The organism is Candidatus Nanosynbacter sp. HMT-352 (assembly GCF_022819365.1).
Taxonomy (GTDB): Bacteria; Patescibacteriota; Saccharimonadia; order Saccharimonadales; family Saccharimonadaceae; genus Nanosynbacter.
On record NZ_CP089289.1, the window covers coordinates 321,488 to 342,027 of the forward strand.

The following is a 20,540-nucleotide window of genomic DNA, read 5'->3' on the forward strand; positions in this document are numbered from 1 at the left end:
TTCTATTGATTATTTACAAGAAAGGTTGTATAATACGCATACACTAAATGAAGATGAAATGTTCAGATTGATTGTTAAGAAATGGAGATTCGATTGTGAGCGAATTATTTATAGCCAAGACTATGCCTGAAGAGGATTGGAGCCAGGTGTCAAAGCCAAATGGCTGGGACGATGTTGCTTACGGGCGAATCATAACGGATAACAATCTGGGTGTTTATGTAGCCGATGCTCGTCAAGGAGATACTAACGGGAAAGCTACGATAATCTTACCTCAGTGGTCTGATGGCACGCTACATAATCCATTGTCTCAGGAGCGGGCAAAAGCCACCGCAGCTATAGAGGGTGGTGTGGTGCTATATGTAGATAACCCAGGTGTTGAATTTGATTTACCGAAGATGCCTGGGTATATTAAGCAGGCACTTCTGTCGGGGGATTTTAAGCCTGGCGCCATAAAACAGTGGGATGCTATTGCTCAAGGGTTGGACTATGTCGGTCTGGACTTTGACTCAATTAGTCGAGTTGTGGGGGCGTCGCTTGGAGCTCACGTTGCGTCGGCTATTGTGTGTACCGCACCGGAAGAAGTTCATCTGGAGCGGATGGACTTATGGGAAACGGCTGGTCTTGGTGAAGAGAATAATTTTTTACAGTTTGCTGCCAATTTTATGATGCACGGCGGTGACGGGTACGCGGATATATTGAAGAATAATCCCGAATGGGTTGCTTTAAGAGGTATTAATGGAGCGAAGAGTCTGGCTAAGCTTGCGATTCGTCGAACGGCTGGACTGTTTTATTATCCGTGGGCTATTAATCGTCATGATATCGGAAATACGATTATCGAGGCTAAGAATAGAAAAAACCCAGCAATTGACGGAGATACTGCTTTAACTATCTTAAACGGCACAGAAAGTAAAGTCAGTCCAAGAGAATTAAATAATCGCTTAGCAACGCAACTGGTGCTGAACGGATTTAGTCGGGTTATCAGACTGGAATCTGAAGGCGGCGTGCATGCATCGCAGGATAATATCGGATGGTGGACTGAGGCGGAACTTTTACTTTAAATTGATTTTTTATAGGGAAAAAGTTATATAATAATTGATGACTTAGTTCAATATGGAGAACTTGACACTTCGCCTAAATGGTGCGGTAAGGATAAGTTTGGGATATGATAATACGTATGACGAATGCACGCCGCTCATAAATGCCGTAAGCAACGTAATAAACAATTAAAGGGGGTTTTATGCCAGTATATAACAAACTTGTCCGCGATAAAATTTTGGAAATCATTAAGGCCAACGGTCAAAAATCAACTCACAAAATACTTACAGCAGAAGAATATGACGTGGAGCTTACAAAAAAGCTAGTCGAAGAAGTTGAGGAATATAAAAAAGATAAAAATACTGATGAGCTTGCCGATATCATGGAAGTAGTCTATGCTCTCGCAAGCCTGCATGGTTGTACCGCAGAAGAATTAGAAAAAATTCGCGCAGAAAAAGCAGAAAAACGCGGCGGCTTTGAAAAGAAAATATTCCTAGTGGAGGTGATGGATTAGGGTAAGTATGTGTGATAAGTTATGTCTATTCTATGCAAGGAATTCATCTCTGACAATGAGTACTCTGTTCTTAAGTCTGATCCTTTAGATTCTGAGTCTGGGCGGCGATTTTACTTTTACGAAATCTGTGCTAGAATAGACATAGAGTTTCCTCTTTTCGGAGTGCGCGGTGGTTTGAATGTGTACAGACTGCAATCTCGGCGGAAAAGGTATAGACACGGGGCGGAGTTGCTGAATCCAAACCGTAAGGCAAATTGCCATAATTAGTAAATCAACCAAGGAGAAATTGGATGCCAACAATCAACCAATTGGTGCGCAAACCGCGCCAAACGGCTAAGAAAAAGTCCAAGTCGCCAGCACTAGGTCGTATTCATAACGCCCTAAAAACACGTTATTACGACCAGAACGCACCGCTTAAGCGCGGTGTTTGTGTGCGTGTGACGACTAAGACACCAAAGAAGCCAAACTCAGCTTTGCGTAAAGTTGCTCGTGTTAAATTGAATAACGGCTATGAAGTTTGGGCGTACATCGGTGGTGAAGGTCACAACTTGCAGGAGCACGCTGTGGTCTTGATCCGCGGTGGTCGTGTGCCTGACCTTCCTGGTGTGCGCTATCACATCGTACGTGGTGCGCTCGACCTTCAAGGCGTCAACAACCGTAAGAAGGGTCGCTCTAAGTACGGTACAAAGAAAGGGGATAAATAATCATGCCTCGTAAAGTTACCAAGAAATTGCAGCGTGAACTTAAGCCTGATCGTCGATACCAAAGCGTACTAGTTCAGCGTTTGATCAATAAGTCAATGCTAGACGGTAAGAAATTGGCGGCTGAGCGCGCTGTTTACACAGCCCTAGAAACTGCCGCTAAGAAATTGGATTCTGAAGATCCATTGGCAGTGTTTGAAAAAGCATTGAAGAACGTTAGCCCAAGCTTTGAGGTTAAATCTCGTCGCGTTGGTGGTGCTAACTACCAGATTCCATTCCCAGTTCAGGGACATCGACAATTGCACTATGCGTTTAGCTGGCTAGTCCAAGCAGCTCGCGCTCGTAGCGGAATGCCATATTCACAGCGATTGGCGTTGGAAATCGTTGACGCTTACAATGAAGCTGGTGCTGCCTTTAAGAAGAAGGAAGACACCCATAAGATGGCTGAAGCTAACCGCGCCTTTGCGCACTTTGCTCGCGGCTAATTATTGCCTGAAAGCAAAATCAGAAAATCGCTCTAAACGGGGCGATTTTTTGGTATAATAGAAAAAATTAGGAGGGAAGATGGCGAGTTTTTCGTTTGATATTGTGTCAGAAATTGACAAGGCTGAGATGAATAATGTTTTCATGCAGGCTGAAAAAGAAATACAAGGGCGTTATGATTTTAAGGGGACGAGCGCGGCAATTGATTGGCTGGACGATAAAAAGGGTCTGAAGATTACCGGCGACAATGATTGGCAAGTTGACGCTGTTCTGGATATAGTGCGCAAGAAGTTGGCAGGGCGTGGTCAATCAAGTAAAGTTCTGGATTTATCAAAAGAGAAAGTTGTTTCGAACTTGAAGACGACTTGGGAAATTCCGTTCAAGCAAGGTCTTGATCAGCCGACGGCGAAGCAAATTGCTGCTGATATTCGTGCTAATGCGCCGAAAGCTAAGCCGCAAATTCAGGGCGACCTCGTTCGTGTTGCTTCTACGTCGAAGGATGAACTGCAAAAAGTCATTAGTTTATTACGAGAAAGTGATTATGACACGCCTCTGCAATTTGTAAATTATCGTTAGGATCGTAGTGGCATGAATCAGAAGTCAATGAAGAAATTAAAAATTGCAGCCATCGTTCTGGGTGTAGTTTTCTTGATCTCTGTTATAGTTGGGCTGATTGTCGTTAATAATAACCGCTCTTCCGGAGTTAGTAAAACCGCAAAAAAGAAGATCCAGAAGATTTTTGCCGAAGAAGATGTTAAGAGCTTGCAAAAAGTCGTTTCCAAATATGGCTATTCAATTCGATACGACAAGAGTATTTTTACTGGCGAAGGTCACGTCTTAAATAAAGACTCTAATGAGAAACAGTATAGCGCCACCACTTATGCTGATGATGAGCTGAAAGAAAGTCGCGCTTATGCGATTTTGCGATTACATTTCAGAAAAGGTTCAGAAAAGCCGAAGGAGGAAGAAGAGAAGTTCTCGTTTAGGAAGATTATGCCAGACTTCTCAATTATAACTTCGCGCAAAAAAGCTTATTTTGATCGCTCAACGATGCCCGAGGAATACAAGGACACGAAGAAATATTCAGATTTGGATTTAATGCTTCAGGGTGATATCAACAAGCAGAAAAAGGATAATCCTAACTTAAAATATCACACCAGCGATGCGACGATTTCTGGACGTAAGTTTAAGAAGATGGTCGTTGATTACGGAAGCACTATTGACGGCAAGTGGCAGAAAACTGGCGAAAAAATAACTTATTTGACGATTCAGAATGGCAGGCCGTACTGGATGACGATTTTTGCATTGAGCAAGAATTCGTACACACAGCCATACATTGACCAGCTGGAGGCGCTGGTTGCTAAGGTTACTTTCCAGAATCCAGACAGTAGCTATTTAGTCAGGGCTGATGGCAATAATGAGGCGCAAGTGGCTTCCGCTACGATAGCTAAGACCGAAACTAAGGCGGAAAATTTCTCAGAAGATAAAGACACTACAAATACTTTGGATGAACTGGACGAAGATTCTGTTATTAAAGTGGTGGCAAGGAACCAAATTGCTACGGTCCGTGTGGGAACATATCGTTGTGCTGATATGATTTATACGGCACAGAATGGCGCGAGTATGCAGCTGAATGGCTTATGTACGGGTGGAATTGGTAGTGGATCGATTGTTTCTGACGACGGCTACATCGCTACAAATGGGCATGTTACTGAGGTTTCAAACCAAAGTATGATCATGGGTATCAATACTCAAGAGAACATGAATAAATATATAAAGTTTGTGGTAGATGCGGGCTATGTTACTCGAGAAACGCTTCGGGATTTGGCAAATAAGGCTGATGGCGGCGATCAGAGTGCACAAGCAGCAATTCTCGGTCTTATCAATCAGGTTCCTGCCGACAGTATACGTTCACAAAATGATCGATACGATTATGTCATTCAGACCTCAAGTGAACCTATTGCGCGCGAAGATGATGGCTCGGGCAATCTTAAGTGGAAAAAGACAAAGACCAATATTCCAGCCAAGAAAATTGACGCGGAAGTTGATTTGAAGGGTCGTGGTATGGACCTGAATAGCGACAAAAGTGATGTGGCGATTCTGAAGGTTGAAGGGCGATTTCCAGCGGTAGAGTTAGGTGATAGCTCTAGGATTTCTAGAGGTGATCGGGTGACGGCGATTGGTTATCCAGCGATTGTCGACGACGGTGTAAATACGAAGAAGAGTAAGACTGTGCCAACCGTTACTCAGGGTAATGTTTCTGGTTCGGGCAGTGATGCGGGCGGTCATAAGTTGTTTTCAATGAGCGCGCAAATTGCGGCAGGCAACAGTGGCGGTCCAGCGTTTGATGACGATGGTAAGCAGATTGGACTGAACACTTACGGCGGCTCGTCTTGTGCGGATAGGAGCGAGCGCAACAATTCTTGCTTTGGAGAGGGAATATTCCGTGATATCGCCGATCTGAAAACTATGGCGAAGAAAAATAATGTTGCGTTATCGGCGAATGGCGAATTGACTAAGCTCTGGAAAGATGGTTTGGAAAGTTTTTCTCAAGGTAAATACTCTCAGGCAAAAGCTAAATTTGAGCAATTGGATAAAAAATACCCCGACAATTATTTAGTAGCAAAGATGATCGAAGTTTCATCCAATACTCCAGATGATTCTACGGAAAGCGAGGCATCTAGCGCAGAAGCTGGAACGAGCGAATCAGAAAATAACACTACAGTTATAATCGTGGTTGTGGTGATTCTTTCAACGGGAGCATTATTCGTAACAGTGTCAATTATCGCAATTGCTGTTTCTGTCAGTAATCGACGTAAGATGAATACTTATCCATATCCTGTCGCTGGACAATTCCCGCAACAACCTCAATATCCACAGCAGCCATATCAACAGCCAATTCCGCCGCAACAACAGTATCCGCAACAAAATTACTATCAACATCAACCTGGTCAGTATCCACCAACATACGCGCAGCCGCCTATGCAACAGCCTCCAGCTAACTATCCGCCTGCAGCGCCAGCTCAGAGCAACAACGAGCCTAAAAATCCTCCGACTCAGAGCTAGTCAAAAACATAGATAACTGATATAATAAAACGCAAGAGTAGTTTTTTGGTGCCAAAAAATTGACCAAAAATCTCGGCAAATTAACGTAATATAAAGGAAAATTTATGGCAGAGACGCATGTTCCGCTAAAGAATTTTAGAAATATTGGTATTATTGCCCATATTGACGCCGGTAAAACGACGACAACTGAGGGTATTTTGTACCGCACTGGTTTGACACATAAGATCGGTGTGGTTCGTGGTGAAGGTGACGGTGCTACCACCGACTGGATGGCACAGGAGAAAGAACGTGGTATTACTATTACGTCAGCTGCTGTGACTTGTTTCTGGAAAGATCACAAGATTAACATCATCGACACCCCAGGGCACATCGACTTTACCGCTGAGGTTGAGCGTAGTTTGCGCGTGCTTGACGGTGCGGTTACAGTCTTTGACGGTAAGATGGGTGTTGAGGCTCAGTCTGAAACCGTTTGGCGCCAGGCCAATAAGTACGGCGTGCCTCGTATTTGTTTCGTTAACAAGATTAACCAGACGGGTGGCGACTTCTACAAATCTCTAGAGTCAATTCACAACCGCTTGAGTAAGCAGGCTTTCCCGGTTCATTTGCCAATTGGTTTTGAAAAGACTATCCACGGTGTTGTCGACTTGATTGACATGAAAGCTTACACCTACGACGATTACACAGACCACGAGCTTAAGGTTGGCGAAATTCCAGCTGATATGCTTGAAAAAGCTAAGAATGCACGTTCTCTGTTGGTTGAAAACGCCGTTGAGGCTGACGACGAACTTACTATGAAGTTCTTGGAGCAGGGTGAAGAAGCTATTACCGTTGACGAGCTAAAGATGGCTCTACGTAAGCGCGTTTTGGCTGGTGACTTTTATCTAGTTACCGGTGGTGACGGTCGCGGCGTGATCGTTGAGAAGCTGCTTGACTTGATGGTTGACTTTTTGCCAAGTCCACTAGACGTTGATGAAATTTGGGGTAAGAATCCAAAGACTGGCGACGAAGTTAGCCGCAAGCCATCAGACAAGGAGCCTTTGTCTGCTTTGGCGTTTAAGATTGCTGCCGATCCATTTGTTGGTAAATTGATCTTCGTTCGTGTCTATTCTGGCGTTTTGAACTCAGGAAGCTACGTGCTTAATACGACAACTGGCGAGAAAGAGCGAATTGGACGAATCGTTCGTATGTTTGCTGACAAGCGTGAAGAAATTAGCAAGGTTGAAGCTGGTGACATCGCCGCTGTGGTTGGTCTGAAATCTACCGCAACTGGTAACACGTTGTCTGACGTAGCTCATCCGATTGCTCTTGAGTCAATTGAATTCCCAGAGCCACCTGTGTCAATCGCGGTTGAGCCAAAGTCAAAGGCTGACCAAGAGAAGATGGCGTTGGCATTGCAGCGCTTGGCTGAAGAAGATCCAACCTTCCGAATTCACACCGACGAGGAAACAGGCCAGACAATTATGTCAGGAATGGGTGAATTGCACCTAGACATTCTTATTGACCGTATGAAGCGCGAATTTAAGGTTGAAGCCAACATTGGTGAACCTCAGGTTGCCTTCCGCGAAAGTATCAAGGGTCGTTCTGAAGTTCAAGGTAAGCACGCTAAGCAGTCTGGTGGTCGCGGTCAATATGGTGACGTTTGGGTTCGCTTTGAGCCAAATGAGACTGGTAAGGGCTTTGAATTCGTTGATGAAATTAAGGGTGGTGTGGTTCCTCAGGAATATCGCCCAGCCGTAATGAAGGGTATTCGCGAAACGTTGGAAGGCGGCGTTATTGCTGGCTATCCAGTTGTTGACGTTAAGGCTACACTTTACGATGGCTCATACCACGATGTCGACTCCTCAGAATTGGCGTTCTCATTGGCAGGTTCGATAGCTGCTCGTGAAGGTATTAAACAAGCTAGCCCAATCTTGCTTGAGCCAGTCATGAAGGTTGAAGTTACTACACCAGAAGACTTCATGGGTGACATCATCGGCGACCTTAACTCACGTCGCGGACGTATCGACGCTATGGAAGACTTGATGGGTGGCGCTAAGTTGATTAAGGCATTTGTGCCATTAGCAAATATGTTCGGCTACACATCAGACATTCGTTCAATGTCTCAAGGTCGCGCCGCTTCAACGATGGAATTAGCTCAATACGAGGAAGTTCCACCAAACGTTGCGCAAGAGATTATCGAAAAGCGAAATAAATAATCTCTACCTCATAAAAAATCCTCGGAGCGAATCCGGGGATTTTTGTTCGGCTAAATTTCAGGCTTATAAGTTTGGGATTGTTAGGTTTCGTTTGGCGAGTTCTTCTTTGATTCGTTTGGCTAATTTGCGCGCTTTTGTCGCCTGAATGCTATCTGTGCCATATCTATTTTCGATATCTTCCAGTCGTTGGTTTGTAGTTATCGGCTTGCCGTCTGGACTAGTTGTCATGTCTGCCAAGTTTAGGATAAGCAATTCGTCCGTCCAATCGTCCACGTCAGGATCTCCGTGATCAAACACAGTCTCGGCCCAATCAAAGCCAGATAATTTTAGAATCCTGCCGCCTTCATGTTCGTGATCCGTCTGATTCTCAACGAAGGCATAAGCAAAGTCGTGTGTCAGTCCCATTGTAAATAAACTACGTGCCTTGTCCTCTTCCATCTTAAAAACGTTGCGAGCTAGTTCATATGACTTATAAGCAACTCCGCGCATATGAAATAATCGCGAGTCTGACAAACCAATGAATTTTGGGCTATTTTTCATAATATCTGCGTGTTTCGTCGGAATAAATTGATGAATTGTCGGCGAATTGGGCGACCGACGATGTTGCCGAATGATGCGCCAATTGCTACTGCCACGCCGATGAGGATTGCTCGCGCTAAGATGGCCAGGGCCGGTAGAAAATTTGCGCTGTTTGGTGGATATAGGACGACGCCCATTAATCCGTTGTAGAGCGACAACCCTGGGACTAGCGGCACAATTCCCGCCGCAATAATCGCCAGGGAAGGGAATTTCCATAATCTGGAAGTCATAACTGCGACCAGCCCAATTACCGCCGCTGCGATGCCACTCGCTGTTACGATATCAAAGCCAAAACTCATAGCTAATCTTGAAATCCACCAGCCGAAAATTGCAATTAATGCCGAAATAATCATGCCTAAAAATCGAGAATGATTTCTCAGAACGAACGCCGCCGCGATAATTCCAGCACCCAAATATTGCGTGTGTCCGTCCGCCAATGTCAATCGATCTGGTGTCGCAGGGAATGTTACGCCAAATTTTGTCGCAATGTATAATCCGATCATCACGCCAGCAATTACGCCACCCGTCGCCATTACGACTTTTAACAATCTGGCGTTGGCGGTCATATAATATTCGTCGATTGCATCCTGGAATGCGCCGACAAACATTAGTCCCGCGACTAATAAGACGATGCCGCTGATGACTAACAATGTCGCATTGACGCTCAGCTCCAGATAATTGCTACACCAAGCTGCGCCCGCCGCCACCAATGTTACGAAAATCGCCACGAGGGCTTGCGAATAAAACAACGGCGCGCCAATACGCCCCAGCCACCTCAGTAGTCCAGTCGCTGAGAATCCGAGCAGAAACGCTATCGATGCCATGAGCAAACTGCCGCCGTACAGAATGACAGAACCCGCGCTCACTAATCCGCCCGCCGCGTAAACGACTAGTCGGGAATGTTCGGTGGGTTTTTTGAGTATTTGTTGCAATCGCTCTTCGGCTTCTTCCAGGGAAAGTTGCTTGCGACGAATGTCGAGGGCTAATAATTGCAATGCTTGAATCAATTGATAATTAGGGTCGTCAGGAACGATAACTCGCGCCATCGTCAAAGGCTCATGGCTAACTCCGCGGTCTTGAGAAATTGTCACCAAAGTGTAGCTCACGTCCACATGAACGGGTCTGCGGCAATATGTCCGCGTAATTCCTTGCGCCATACGAACCACATCGCGCGCCACCACGCCCATGCTCAGAAGCTGCTCGGCAATCGTCATAGCCAGGCGCAAAGCTCGCATATTCGGTGTCAAACTTTCATCAATTTTCTCCAGATGATGCTCCGGCTCAAAGCTGTAAAGATTAGCGACTCGGGCTAATGATTGCTCAATGAATTTTGGTACTTTTTTCTTCACAATATCTAGTGTAACAAATTTTATGCCAATAGAAATAGCCCGCCAAGAGAGCTCAAGCTCAAGGCTTAAGCCTTAAGCGAACTATTTCTCTTGACGGGCGTTAGCCCTTGTCGCTATCACCGTCATCATCGTCGCACTTGGGCGACGACGGCTTAATTAAGGTGATGAGCAACAGTGGTACACATGTCACTGCCATGAATGGCAGTGTGCTATTCCATCTACCCGGATCGGGTAGTGTGGATAGAGTGTTCCACCAATAGATTGCGACGTTAATATCCTTAATTAACATCCAAATCTCTGCCCCAAAAACGGCTGTCACTATTATCGCAGCAACTGGCAGTGGCCCAATCCTGCCGTCGTCTTTGTAGGTGAGCCAGGCGACGGCAATAGCCGCAATGTATGCGGCTACGAACAGGACATCCATGGCAAGGGCCCCCTTGATGGTGTCGTCTAGCGTGAACGTAAAGAACACGCAGCCGATAAGGACGAGAATCGTGGCCTTTAGACCGGTAGTAACGGCGTTCATGACTTCCTTTCGCAAGAGCTACCTTTGTTGACGGGATTGTCAACAAAGACTGTATTCATTTTACAACATCTACATCAAAAAGTCAACACTAGTCAACTTTCTGTAAAATAATGCCCGTTCTGGCTGGCAAGTAAACTTTAAGATTGTGATTATTGTGAGCTGGGGAAGTGAAAAATCGGGAATTATGGTCTATTCGCTCCTGTCCGCCGAAGTTCTTGTCGTCGCTACTTAATGCCAATTTATAAGAGCCAGCTTCTGCGGGTACTGAGTAATCTGAGTGGGATTTGTCGGGCGAAAAATTGATAACAAATAAAAAGTCGCCATGCATAAAACTGACCATATGATCAGATTGGCGAACTGTCAGATGTTGAATATCAGAATTGTCAATTTGTCGAATAATTTTCATTAGCGCCGCATCAAAATCGCCCAGCCATTGATATTTTAAGAAGCCGTTGTCGCGCAAAATCCATTGCCGACGAGCGTGCTTAAACGACCAATTATTACCTTCACGCGGAAAATCAATCCATTCCGGATGCCCGAATTCATTGCCCATAAAATTCAAATAACCGCCGCCGTGCAGTCCCGCGGTCATCAAGCGAATTAGTTTATGCAGGGCTATTCCGCGTTCGGTCTTAAGATCTGGATCAATTTTATCCATATGCCAATACATATTTTTATCAATCAGCCGGAAAATCAGCGTTTTATCGCCGACAAGCGCTTGGTCATGGCTTTCGGCATAATTAATGACTTTTTCCTCTGGCCGGTGCGAACCCAAAGTGTAAGCTAATTGCCCCAAATCCCAATCTTCATCATTTTTCTCTTTCAGGGTTTTTATCCATAAATCTGGCGCGCCCATTTGCAAGCGATAATCAAATCCCAGCCCGCCATCCTTCGCCGATGCGCCCAGTCCAGGAAAGCCGCTCATTTCCTCTGCAATTGTCGTGGCGTCGGGGCGAACGGTGTGAATGGTTTCATTCGCCAATCGTAAATAAGTGAGCGCGTCTTTGTCGACGTTGTCGCGGAAATAATCATCATAACTAGTGAAACTTTTTCCGAGTCCGTGATCATGGTAAATCATACTAGTTACACCATCAAACCTAAATCCGTCAATGTGATATTCGTCCAACCACCAACGGCAATTACTTGCCAAAAAATGCAAAACTTCTGGTTTGCCGTAATCGAATAATCGCGAATCCCATTCTGGATGATTTGTTGGCTTGAAATATTGTGTCGGATCGCCAGCGAAATTGCCCAGACCTTCGACTTCGTTTTTGGCGGCGTGAGCGTGAACGAGGTCAATGATGACGCGCAGTCCCATTCCGTGCGCTGTGTCAACCAATTTCTTAAAATCGTCGGGAGTGCCAAATCTTGACGAAACCGCGAAAAAGTTGCTGACGTGATATCCGAAACTGCCGTAATATGGGTGCTCGGCGATTGCCATAAGTTGAATGGTGTTGTACCCAGATTTCTTAATTCGTGGCAAAACCTCTGTGGTGAATTCGCTGAAGCTGGCTACTTTTTCCTGTTGGCTGCTCATACCAACGTGCGCTTCGTAAATCAGGGGAACTTTTGGCTTGGGCGGGGTTTTATATTGCCAATCATAAGGAGTTTTTGGCGACCACACGACCGCGGAAAAATCGACAGAATTTTCGTCCTGAACGACGTAATTTGCGTATGAAGGCAGTCGCCAACCATCGCTGCCAGACCAATAGACGCGTAATTTATATTTTTGTCCGTGGCGGAGTGAATCTTCAGGAAGATTTATGCTCCATTCGCCGTTTTCATCACGACTTAAGGCGAATTCCTCACGCTCTTTCCAATCTGAAAAATCGCCAACTAAGAACATCTGAGTCGCATTCGGCGCCCATTCTCTAAACGTCCAGCCTGCATCTGTTTTATGGAGTCCGAAATGTAAAAAACCCATCGCGAATTCGGCTGGTGTCTTGCCGCTTAAAACCTTTTTCAGTTTCGAAGAAATATACTTCTCGCGCGCCTGAATTGTGGATTTGTGTGGGGCTAGCCACTGGTCCAAATCAACGAGGGTTTTATTGCTCATGTTTCTAGTATACAGCATACGGAAGGGTCTATACTTGTAAATATCGATTAAAGTTGTATAATATATAGCAATATGGAGCGCTCAAAGCCTAATACGGAGTCTAATTCTCCCGAACTGTTCTCTGAAGAGGACTGGAGGCGAATTGCTGGTGCAAATTTATTGCTTGGTGGGAAAAACGACGAGATTGCAATTGCTGAGATAGAACAAGCTGCACACGCTGGCGATATTGAGGGCGAGAGAGTTAGAGTTGTTGGGTATAGTCAATCCGAAGAGGACGATTCGTATTATTTGCAGTCGGTTGAGGGCGTGGCGGATTTGATATCTCCCATGGAAATTGATCCTGAGATTTCAGCGCCGTTTGCGATTTACACCAAAGAGATGGCTGCTTTGTGTGTGAGAACTTCGCAGAAGGACTATTATTTTCCGCTTGATAAGCAGGCGATTATATCAATAGAGTTATTGCCAGATGATAGCGGTATTCCTCGATGTGTGCGTAAATTACGCCACTATGCTGATAAAATCGAAGAAGTTGCTGGTGTTGGCGACATTCAAGATGCGGAATCGAGGCGGCTTTTGATAGATGAGATAAATGACGTTTTGAATGAGATCCCGTATGATGGCGGAATTCAAGTTAAATGCCAGGCGTATAAGGTTAAAATTGACGGCAGAGAAAATAATATAGAAGACGCTAATCCTGCGGTTTTGTCTGGATGGCTACCGAGTTTTACGTGGCGCGACGATCGTCCTGTGCTGGAAATGTTTGATATTAAAAATCGATTTGCGACTTTTTGCGTAGATATGAAAGATGTGCTTGATATGACGCCAATTGATAAAGAGGAGATCGGAGCCTCTATTGATTTATTTGAAACGGTTTTTAATGATTATTTTCAGGAGACCGCTTGGCAACTAGCGACGGATCTTTCTTATGTTGACGAGTCGGAGTTTGACGAAGTGTCAAGAGAATATGCCCAAACATTAAATGATCAGTTGTCTGAGTTTTCTGAGGTTGGTGATGTTAGTTTTACTGGTTTTGCGTTGGCTCCTGATGCTACGAAAAATAATGAATTACAGTATGAATTTATGGATATTTCTGGGGCGTGTATTAATGGGATGTGTTTTATTAGATATCATGATAAATTTTACGCGGCGCTTGAAGTGACGATAGATGATGAGTCTGGAGACTTTTCGAAGAAGGTTTATGTGATACCCGACAGAGATAAGATTATTCGTTTGGAAGGATTTGATGGTGAAGTTGAAGAGCTTAAAATGGCGGTAAATGAACTTCATAAAATTGCAAATTTTGCAAGTGAAGCAGTTAATGATGAGTGCTTCTATAAATTGCCTCTTGATGAGCAGCTTGATGTATTGAGTCAGTATGAATGCGCCGCTCGTAATGTAATCCAGGATATTGGCAGAGCTCGGGAATTTAAGGGCGAATGTGTAGTTTCGGCATACCGATGTTTGCCTGGTGACTTGCTGAATGCTGTTTCGTGGAATGATGTTCCGTTAGAAGAAGTGAATAGCCATGAATATGTTGAAAAATTTGCGCTGCGTGCGGATAGTTTGGTGGTCTGGAATCCAGAAATTAACGATAGGCCAGATATTGACGGTCGAATATTAAGCGTGTCGGAATTGCCGCTTAGTCGTGGTGAGCCTATGCTAATAGTTAATAATGCGGAAGAGAATAAATATTACTTGGTGCGATGTAGCGATGTGATTAGCTTGTCGCGAAACGATCCGTCGACCATTTCGTGATATAATCAAACAGATTATGCAGGAAAAACCTTTTTCTTTTGAAATAACTTCACGATTTAATGACACTCTGGCGCGAACGGGAATTATTCACACGCCACACGGTGATATTGAAACGCCGGCGTTTATTGTGGTTGGAACTAAGGCTAATGTTAAGGCGATGGTTCCAGAGATGGTAGCGGATGTTGGTGCGCAGGCGGTGCTGGCGAATGCTTATCATTTATATCTGCAGCCGGGGCATGAGTTGATTGAAAAGGCTGGATATCTTGGTAAATTTATGCACTGGGATGGTCCGACTTTTACGGATAGCGGTGGGTTTCAGGTCTTGAGTTTAGGTTCTGGCTTTAAGAAAGTTTTGGCAATGAGCACTGATGTCGATGAAGAAATTGCGATTGCTAAAAAATCGTCGCGTCATGCTTGGGTGGACGAAAACGGCGTAATGTTCAAGTCACATTTGGACGGCTCTTATCATAAATTCACGCCAGAATTGTCCATGCAAATTCAGGCTGGAATTGGCGCTGACATTACTTTTGCGTTTGACGAATTGACCTCTTTGATTGATCCGTACGAATATCAAGTTGAGGCGCTGGCCAGGACGCATGCTTGGGCGGAGCGAAGTTTGGCGGAAGTCAAGCGCCTAAGGGAGGCTCGTCCAGATAAGCCATATCAAGCTTTGTTTGGCGTTTTGCAAGGCGCGAATTACGAGGATTTGCGAAAACAAACTGCCGAGTTTTTGGGCGCGATGGATTTTGATGGCTATGGAATCGGTGGCGCGTTGGAAAAGGAAACTATGGCGCAAACGATTCAGTGGGTCAATCAAATTCTGCCTGAAAATAAACCGCGTCATTTGTTGGGAATTTCCGAGCCTGATGATATTTTTGCGGCAATTGAGCAGGGAATTGACACCTTTGACTGCGTGAGCCCGACGCGAGTTGCTAGGAACGGCGCCGCGTATATGCCGTTTGGTCGAGTCAATGTGCGCGGCCGAAAATACCGCGAGATGTTTGCGCCGATTATGGACGATTGCGATTGCTATACTTGCAAGAACTACACGGCGGCTTATCTTTGTCATCTTCTGCACGCCCGCGAGTCGTTGGCTGGAACGTTGTTGTCAATCCACAACGAGCGATTTATCGTTAAGTTGGTTGATGATATTCGAGCCAGCTTGGAGGATGGAACTTTTTACGAGTTTCGTGATTCGTTCTTGGCGAAGTATTATAGTAAGAAATAGGCTATTTACAACTGATTGGAAAATCGTTATAATTAAACTCATACGCCGTGAGGTCTTTTTTATGGACTGTACCCGCGTGAAAAATAATAATTAAATTAAGGAGAACTTCTACAAATGGCAGATGCATTTGACCGAAGCAAACCGCACGTTAACGTTGGTACAATGGGCCACGTTGACCACGGTAAGACTACGCTGACTGCTGCGATTACTGCAGTGTTGGCAAAGCGCCTACCAAGCGCAGTTAACAAACCTGTTGCGTACGACCAGATCGACAACGCACCAGAAGAGAAGCAACGTGGTATTACTATCGCGTCTTCACACCAAGAGTATGAATCAAAGAATCGTCACTATGCACACGTTGACATGCCAGGACACGCTGACTACGTCAAGAACATGATCACCGGTGCTGCTCAGGTTGACGGTGCGGTATTAGTTATCGCTGCAACTGACGGCCCAATGCCTCAGACTCGTGAGCACGTTTTGCTTGCAAAGCAGGTTGGTGTGCCAAAGATCGTTGTCTTCTTGAACAAGATGGACATGGCTGACGAAGAAATGGTTGAGCTGATCGAAGAAGAAGTTCGCGAACTTCTTGAAAAGAACGGCTTCGACAAAGATGCTCCAATCATCAAGGGTTCTGCTCTTAAGGCTCTTGAAGGTGACGAGAAATACGAAGACGCTATTATGGAATTGGTTGACGCAATGGACAGCTACATTCCAGAGCCAGCACGTGACATGGACAAACCGTTCATTATGCCAATTGAGGACGTCTTCTCAATTAAGGGTCGTGGTACAGTAGCAACTGGTCGTATCGAGCAAGGTGTTGTTAAATTGAACGACGAAGTTGAAATCGTTGGTTTGAAGCCAACTCAGAAGTCAGTTGTAACTGGTATTGAGGCCTTCAAGAAATCTCTTGACCAAGGTCAAGCAGGTGACAACGCAGGTGTCTTGCTACGTGGTATTGAGCGCAGCGACATTGAGCGCGGTCAAGTTTTGGCAAAGCCAGGCACAATTACTCCACATACTGAGTTTGAAGCTGAAGTTTACATCTTGAAGAAGGAAGAAGGCGGTCGCCACACTCCATTCTCAAAGGGCTACAAGCCACAGTTCTACTTCCGCACAACTGACGTTACTGGTGAAGTTGAATTGCCAGCTGACAAAGAAATGGTTATGCCAGGCGACACTGTAACCTTCAAGGTTAAGTTGCTTGCACCAATCGCTATGGAGCAAGGTTTGAACTTTGCTATCCGCGAAGGTGGCCGTACAGTTGGCGCTGGTGTTGTTACAAAGATTAACAAATAATCTTGATAACACAAGCCTAATTAAATCCCCCGAAAGTTCGGGGGATTTTTGATTGCCATAAGAAGGGGTTAATTGACAGAGCGGTAACGTTTATGGCAGAATAAAGACATCTAATATAAAACAGAAAAAGGAGATTTTGGTGAATAAACAGAAATTGCTAATTGTTGGCGGCGGTGGAATGGTCGGTGCAACGGCGGCTTATGCGTGCGCATTGCGTAGTGTTATTGAAGAAATTGTGTTGATTGACCGTAATGAGGATTTAGCTTGGGGTCAAGCGGCTGACATCAATGACGCGATGGGAATTGACAGAAATGTCGTGGTTCATACGGGGAATTATTCTGATATCAATGACGACGACATCGTTGTGATTACCGCGGGTGCGCCGCAACTTCCTGGTCAGACTCGGTTGGAGCTGATTGACGTTAACGCAAAAATTATGCGTGATATTGTGAAAAATATTATGGCGAATGGCGCGAAGCCGTATTTGGTAATTGTCAGTAATCCGGTTGATGTTCTGACTTACGTGGCGCTTAAGGAATCTGGTTTGCCGAAAAATCGCGTGTTCGGGACGGGTACGACGCTTGATACTTCGCGAATGAAGTCGTATTTGGCAGATGCATTCAATGTCGATAGTAAAGCGGTTGATGCTTATATTTTGGGCGAGCATGGCGATTCGTCGTTTTCGACAATTGAAACGGCGCAAATTGGTGAAGTGCCGATTAGGGAATATCCTGGATTTACAGAGGAAATGATTGACGGAATTGAGCAGAAGGTTCGCGACCGAGCGTATCGGGTGATTGAAACAAAGAAATCGACATATTTTGCAATTGGGTTTGTTGTGTCTAAGATTGTTTCAGCGCTCCGAAAATCGACGCACACGGTTTATCCCGTTTGCTCTTTGGCTGAGGGTGAATATGGCTTGAATAATGTTGTACTTGGATTGCCATCAACAATCAGTAGCGACGGCGTGAAGATTTTGGCGGGCTATCCACTTACCGAGCGAGAAAAAGAGTCGCTGAATAAATCCGCTGGAATTATCGCGGAAATGATTTCTCATCTTGATAAAGCAGAAAATTGCTGATATAATCGCATAGTTAATAATAATTTATCTCGAGAACTCGATTGACTATAAATAGGGCAATTAGAGGTTACGAGATTGCACATAAGAGGAGGAGCTATGGCTCAAGATACAGGAATTAAAATCCGTATTCGTCTGAAGGCTTATGACCACAAAGTCATCGACCAATCAGCAAAACAAATTATCGACACCGCAATTCGCACAGGTGCTAACGTTGCTGGTCCAGTGCCTTTGCCAACTCGACGCAGCACTTACACCGTCGTAAAGAGTCCGCACGTTTACAAGACTGGTGGTGAATCTTACGAGTGCCGCGTTCATAAGCGTCTGATTGACATTACAAATGCTACACCAAAGACGATTGACAGCTTGCAGAACTTGAATTTGCCAGCTGGCGTTGATGCTGAAATTCGTATGTAATTTAACTATATATAAAATTTCCGCCTCTTGAATGGGGCGGATTTTTTATGCTATAATTCCATTTAGCTTATGACAAAACAAAAAACTCGTACTTATGCTCGCAATCGCTCGAAGTCTAGCGAGCTATTTAGTCGCAAAGGGCGCGAACGCATTTATGATAATGACGGCTCATTTTTCTTAAAATTGGTGGTTTTTGTGATATTAAGTGCGCTGTGGCTTCGTCTAAAAAATCCAATTGAAGTTGGCGGCTTGGTTGTTCAGGCTATTCCTGTCGGGCTATTTATTGCGTTGCTGCTGGTATTAAAGATTGAGAAATATCAATTCAACCGGAAAATTTGGTACGTCACGATAATTTTCATGGCAATTCTGACCTCGTTTACGCCAGTTGGCGTGATGATTTAATCGCTATGGATTCGTTATAAAATAATACCGCCCAATTAGGACGATATTATTTGCTTGAAGTTGTTAGCTCTTAAGCTTCTAGAATGGACGACCGCCGCCTAATTTGCTAATAGCGTATCCAGCGTCTTGAATAATATCAATTAGCGCCTCGGCTCGTGTAGCTGCGTCTGGGATATTTTTAGCCGCCTCGTAAGCTAAGCGGAACATCTTACTGCTGTTGGTTATTCTTGCGGCTGACATGTATATACGAATTTTTCGTTCTCCATCAACGCCTTCCATTCTATCTATATTTGGTGCTAGTGCATTAATAGCCTCATCTCTGATAGTGCGTAAATTATTCAGTTCTTCGTTAGTATTTTCGATTTGAGAATCGTTCATGATTGCCCCCTAATTAATAAAATTTCTTTTCGAATATGATTATAACATATGCGGAATTGTAGATAAAACAGAACGTGTGGTCATGGGTTGACTTTTTAGGCTCAATTGTGCTACAATTTACGAGTAATTTCTATTACGCGTAATATCAACTGTTCTCCTTGGTGAATGAGCAGGTCTGGTTATGAGCGGATGTTTACATTTAACGTTCTCCCAGAACCCAGAAACCGCACGTCATCAGGAGTATTTAAGTGGGAGTGAGGAAAAGTGAAAACACTTCTCGGTACCAAACTTGGTATGACCCAGCTCTTGGCTGAAGACGGCAAAGCCATTCCGGTAACGCTGATCCAAGCCGGCCCTGTCACCGTTACTCAGGTGAAGACTGTCGAAACCGACGGTTACAATGCGGTACAGGTAGCTTTTGGAGAGGGTAAGAACCTGAGCAAGGCCGTGGCTGGACACGTTAAGCCAGCCCAAGTGACCCCGAAACATATTCGGGAATTCCGTGTCGACCAGATTCCAGAGGATCTGAAAGTTGGCAGTGAAATTAATGTTTCCGCGTTTGAAGTCGGCGATTTTGTCGATGCGACCGGAACCAGCAAAGGTAAAGGTTTCGCTGGAACCATTAAACGCCACAACTTTAAGCGTCATCGTAAGACGCACGGTGGTAAAGGTAATACTCGTAAGCCAGGTTCAATTGGCTCGATGTATCCACAAAAAGTTTTCAAGGGTAAGACGATGGCTGGCCACATGGGTCACGAGCGTGTTACTGTTAAGAACTTGGAAGTGGCATATGTTGATCCAGAGACCAATCTAATCGGGGTTAAGGGCGCTGTTCCTGGACCACGAAAGGGGCTGATTATTTTAGGAGGTAACAAGTAATGGCAGATTCAACCAAACTTCCTAAAGACATTTTTGCTGTGGAAGTGCCAAATCACGAATTGTTGAAATTGGCATATGACAGCTACTTGGCAAACGCACGCCTAGCTAGCGCTACAACCAAGCAGCGCGGCGAAGTTTCTGGTGGTGGTAAAAAACCATGGAAGCAAAAGGGAACTGGTCGAGCACGTTTCGGCTCAAGCCGTAACCCAATCTGGCGCGGCGGTGGTGTGGTATTTGGTCCACGCGGTAACGAAAACTACACTAAAAAATTGTCAAAGACTGCTAAGAAAGTGGCAGTTCGCCAAGCTTTGACTGTAGCTAACGAAGCTAAGAAAATTGTCATCAAAGACATTAAGACTACTGGCAAGACCAAGGAAGTCGCAACATTCTTAGCTGACAACAAGTTCGAGCGCCGTGTTCTGATCGTTGTAGACGAGAAGACGCCAGAACTTATGCGCGCTACAAACAATATTCAGAACGTTTTGGTGGTTCGCGCTAATTATCTAAGCGTTTATCACATTCTGAATGCGGATACAATCGTTATAACACCGAAAGCTCTACCTGTAATTACTGCATGGTTGGGTAAGGAGGAAGCGTAAT

General features: G+C 44.8%; 20 protein-coding genes. 15 read left to right on the forward strand and 5 right to left on the reverse strand.

What is annotated here, in order from left to right; translation table 11 throughout:
• Nucleotides 1-95: 95 nt before the first annotated feature.
• The 7 genes from LRM49_RS01705 to fusA all read left to right on the forward strand — a co-directional run bounded on the left by LRM49_RS01705 (nucleotide 96) and on the right by fusA (nucleotide 7,994).
• The gene (locus LRM49_RS01705; RefSeq protein ID WP_243778132.1) at nucleotides 96-1,058 is read left to right on the forward strand and encodes a hypothetical protein; all 963 of its coding nucleotides are present in this window, start codon (nucleotides 96-98) and stop codon (nucleotides 1,056-1,058) included.
• A 179-nt stretch (nucleotides 1,059-1,237) separates the two neighbouring features.
• Complete coding sequence (locus tag LRM49_RS01710; protein WP_243778133.1) at nucleotides 1,238-1,549, forward strand: nucleoside triphosphate pyrophosphohydrolase; 312 nt, start codon at nucleotides 1,238-1,240, stop codon at nucleotides 1,547-1,549.
• Nucleotides 1,550-1,839: 290 nt separating this feature from the next.
• Complete coding sequence (gene rpsL / locus LRM49_RS01715) at nucleotides 1,840-2,253, forward strand: 30S ribosomal protein S12 (RefSeq protein WP_129631024.1); 414 nt, start codon at nucleotides 1,840-1,842, stop codon at nucleotides 2,251-2,253.
• 2 nt (nucleotides 2,254-2,255) lie between these two features.
• Nucleotides 2,256-2,735 (forward strand): 30S ribosomal protein S7, encoded by a 480-nt coding sequence (gene rpsG / locus LRM49_RS01720; protein WP_129631022.1) that lies wholly within the window; start codon nucleotides 2,256-2,258, stop codon nucleotides 2,733-2,735.
• A gap of 79 nt (nucleotides 2,736-2,814) precedes the next feature.
• Nucleotides 2,815-3,309 carry a YajQ family cyclic di-GMP-binding protein gene (locus tag LRM49_RS01725; RefSeq protein ID WP_243778134.1) on the forward strand — a complete coding sequence of 165 codons (495 nt, stop codon included), beginning with the start codon at nucleotides 2,815-2,817 and terminating at the stop codon, nucleotides 3,307-3,309.
• 12 nt (nucleotides 3,310-3,321) lie between these two features.
• Nucleotides 3,322-5,799, forward strand: coding sequence for a S1 family peptidase (locus LRM49_RS01730; RefSeq protein ID WP_243778135.1), 2,478 nt, complete (start codon nucleotides 3,322-3,324; stop codon nucleotides 5,797-5,799).
• A 104-nt stretch (nucleotides 5,800-5,903) separates the two neighbouring features.
• Nucleotides 5,904-7,994 carry an elongation factor G gene (fusA, locus tag LRM49_RS01735; RefSeq protein ID WP_243778136.1) on the forward strand — a complete coding sequence of 697 codons (2,091 nt, stop codon included), beginning with the start codon at nucleotides 5,904-5,906 and terminating at the stop codon, nucleotides 7,992-7,994.
• 63 nt (nucleotides 7,995-8,057) lie between these two features.
• Here the strand turns inward: fusA and LRM49_RS01740 are convergent, their stop codons facing one another.
• The 4 genes from LRM49_RS01740 to LRM49_RS01755 form a co-directional block, all read right to left on the reverse strand.
• Complete coding sequence (locus LRM49_RS01740) at nucleotides 8,058-8,534, reverse strand: hypothetical protein (RefSeq protein WP_243778137.1); 477 nt, start codon at nucleotides 8,532-8,534, stop codon at nucleotides 8,058-8,060.
• The gene (locus LRM49_RS01745; RefSeq protein ID WP_243778138.1) at nucleotides 8,531-9,922 is read right to left on the reverse strand and encodes a threonine/serine exporter family protein; all 1,392 of its coding nucleotides are present in this window, start codon (nucleotides 9,920-9,922) and stop codon (nucleotides 8,531-8,533) included. Before LRM49_RS01745 ends, LRM49_RS01740 begins: the two co-directional genes overlap by 4 nt.
• A 100-nt stretch (nucleotides 9,923-10,022) precedes the next feature.
• Nucleotides 10,023-10,346 (reverse strand): hypothetical protein, encoded by a 324-nt coding sequence (locus tag LRM49_RS01750; protein WP_243778139.1) that lies wholly within the window; start codon nucleotides 10,344-10,346, stop codon nucleotides 10,023-10,025.
• Between the two features lie 190 nt (nucleotides 10,347-10,536).
• The gene (locus LRM49_RS01755; RefSeq protein ID WP_243778140.1) at nucleotides 10,537-12,504 is read right to left on the reverse strand and encodes an alpha amylase C-terminal domain-containing protein; all 1,968 of its coding nucleotides are present in this window, start codon (nucleotides 12,502-12,504) and stop codon (nucleotides 10,537-10,539) included.
• A 72-nt stretch (nucleotides 12,505-12,576) separates the two neighbouring features.
• Between LRM49_RS01755 and LRM49_RS01760 the strand changes: the two genes are divergently transcribed.
• The 6 genes from LRM49_RS01760 (at nucleotide 12,577) to LRM49_RS01785 (ending at nucleotide 18,683) form a co-directional block, all read left to right on the forward strand.
• Nucleotides 12,577-14,259, forward strand: coding sequence for a hypothetical protein (locus LRM49_RS01760; protein ID WP_243778141.1), 1,683 nt, complete (start codon nucleotides 12,577-12,579; stop codon nucleotides 14,257-14,259).
• A 16-nt stretch (nucleotides 14,260-14,275) separates the two neighbouring features.
• Nucleotides 14,276-15,487, forward strand: coding sequence for a tRNA guanosine(34) transglycosylase Tgt (gene tgt / locus LRM49_RS01765; RefSeq protein ID WP_243778142.1), 1,212 nt, complete (start codon nucleotides 14,276-14,278; stop codon nucleotides 15,485-15,487).
• Between the two features lie 114 nt (nucleotides 15,488-15,601).
• The gene (gene tuf, locus LRM49_RS01770) at nucleotides 15,602-16,786 is read left to right on the forward strand and encodes an elongation factor Tu (RefSeq protein ID WP_129630995.1); all 1,185 of its coding nucleotides are present in this window, start codon (nucleotides 15,602-15,604) and stop codon (nucleotides 16,784-16,786) included.
• A gap of 139 nt (nucleotides 16,787-16,925) precedes the next feature.
• Nucleotides 16,926-17,867 carry an L-lactate dehydrogenase gene (locus LRM49_RS01775; protein ID WP_146423284.1) on the forward strand — a complete coding sequence of 314 codons (942 nt, stop codon included), beginning with the start codon at nucleotides 16,926-16,928 and terminating at the stop codon, nucleotides 17,865-17,867.
• Between the two features lie 96 nt (nucleotides 17,868-17,963).
• Entirely contained in the window at nucleotides 17,964-18,281 is a 318-nt protein-coding gene (gene rpsJ, locus LRM49_RS01780) for a 30S ribosomal protein S10 (protein ID WP_243778143.1), read from the forward strand.
• 69 nt (nucleotides 18,282-18,350) lie between these two features.
• Nucleotides 18,351-18,683, forward strand: a complete 333-nt coding sequence (locus tag LRM49_RS01785; RefSeq protein ID WP_129744310.1) for a hypothetical protein — start codon at nucleotides 18,351-18,353, stop codon at nucleotides 18,681-18,683.
• Between the two features lie 78 nt (nucleotides 18,684-18,761).
• On the opposite strand, the gene LRM49_RS01790 is transcribed toward LRM49_RS01785, so the two are convergent.
• Nucleotides 18,762-19,061 (reverse strand): hypothetical protein, encoded by a 300-nt coding sequence (locus LRM49_RS01790; RefSeq protein ID WP_243778144.1) that lies wholly within the window; start codon nucleotides 19,059-19,061, stop codon nucleotides 18,762-18,764.
• A 264-nt stretch (nucleotides 19,062-19,325) separates the two neighbouring features.
• Between LRM49_RS01790 and rplC the strand changes: the two genes are divergently transcribed.
• Nucleotides 19,326-19,940: a 50S ribosomal protein L3 gene (gene rplC, locus LRM49_RS01795; RefSeq protein ID WP_129630980.1), complete on the forward strand. Its 615-nt coding sequence runs from the start codon at nucleotides 19,326-19,328 to the stop codon at nucleotides 19,938-19,940.
• On the forward strand, nucleotides 19,940-20,539 hold the full coding sequence (rplD, locus tag LRM49_RS01800; RefSeq protein ID WP_243778145.1) for a 50S ribosomal protein L4: 600 nt from the start codon (nucleotides 19,940-19,942) through the stop codon (nucleotides 20,537-20,539). Before rplC ends, rplD begins: the two co-directional genes overlap by 1 nt.
• Nucleotide 20,540: the final 1 nt, after the last annotated feature.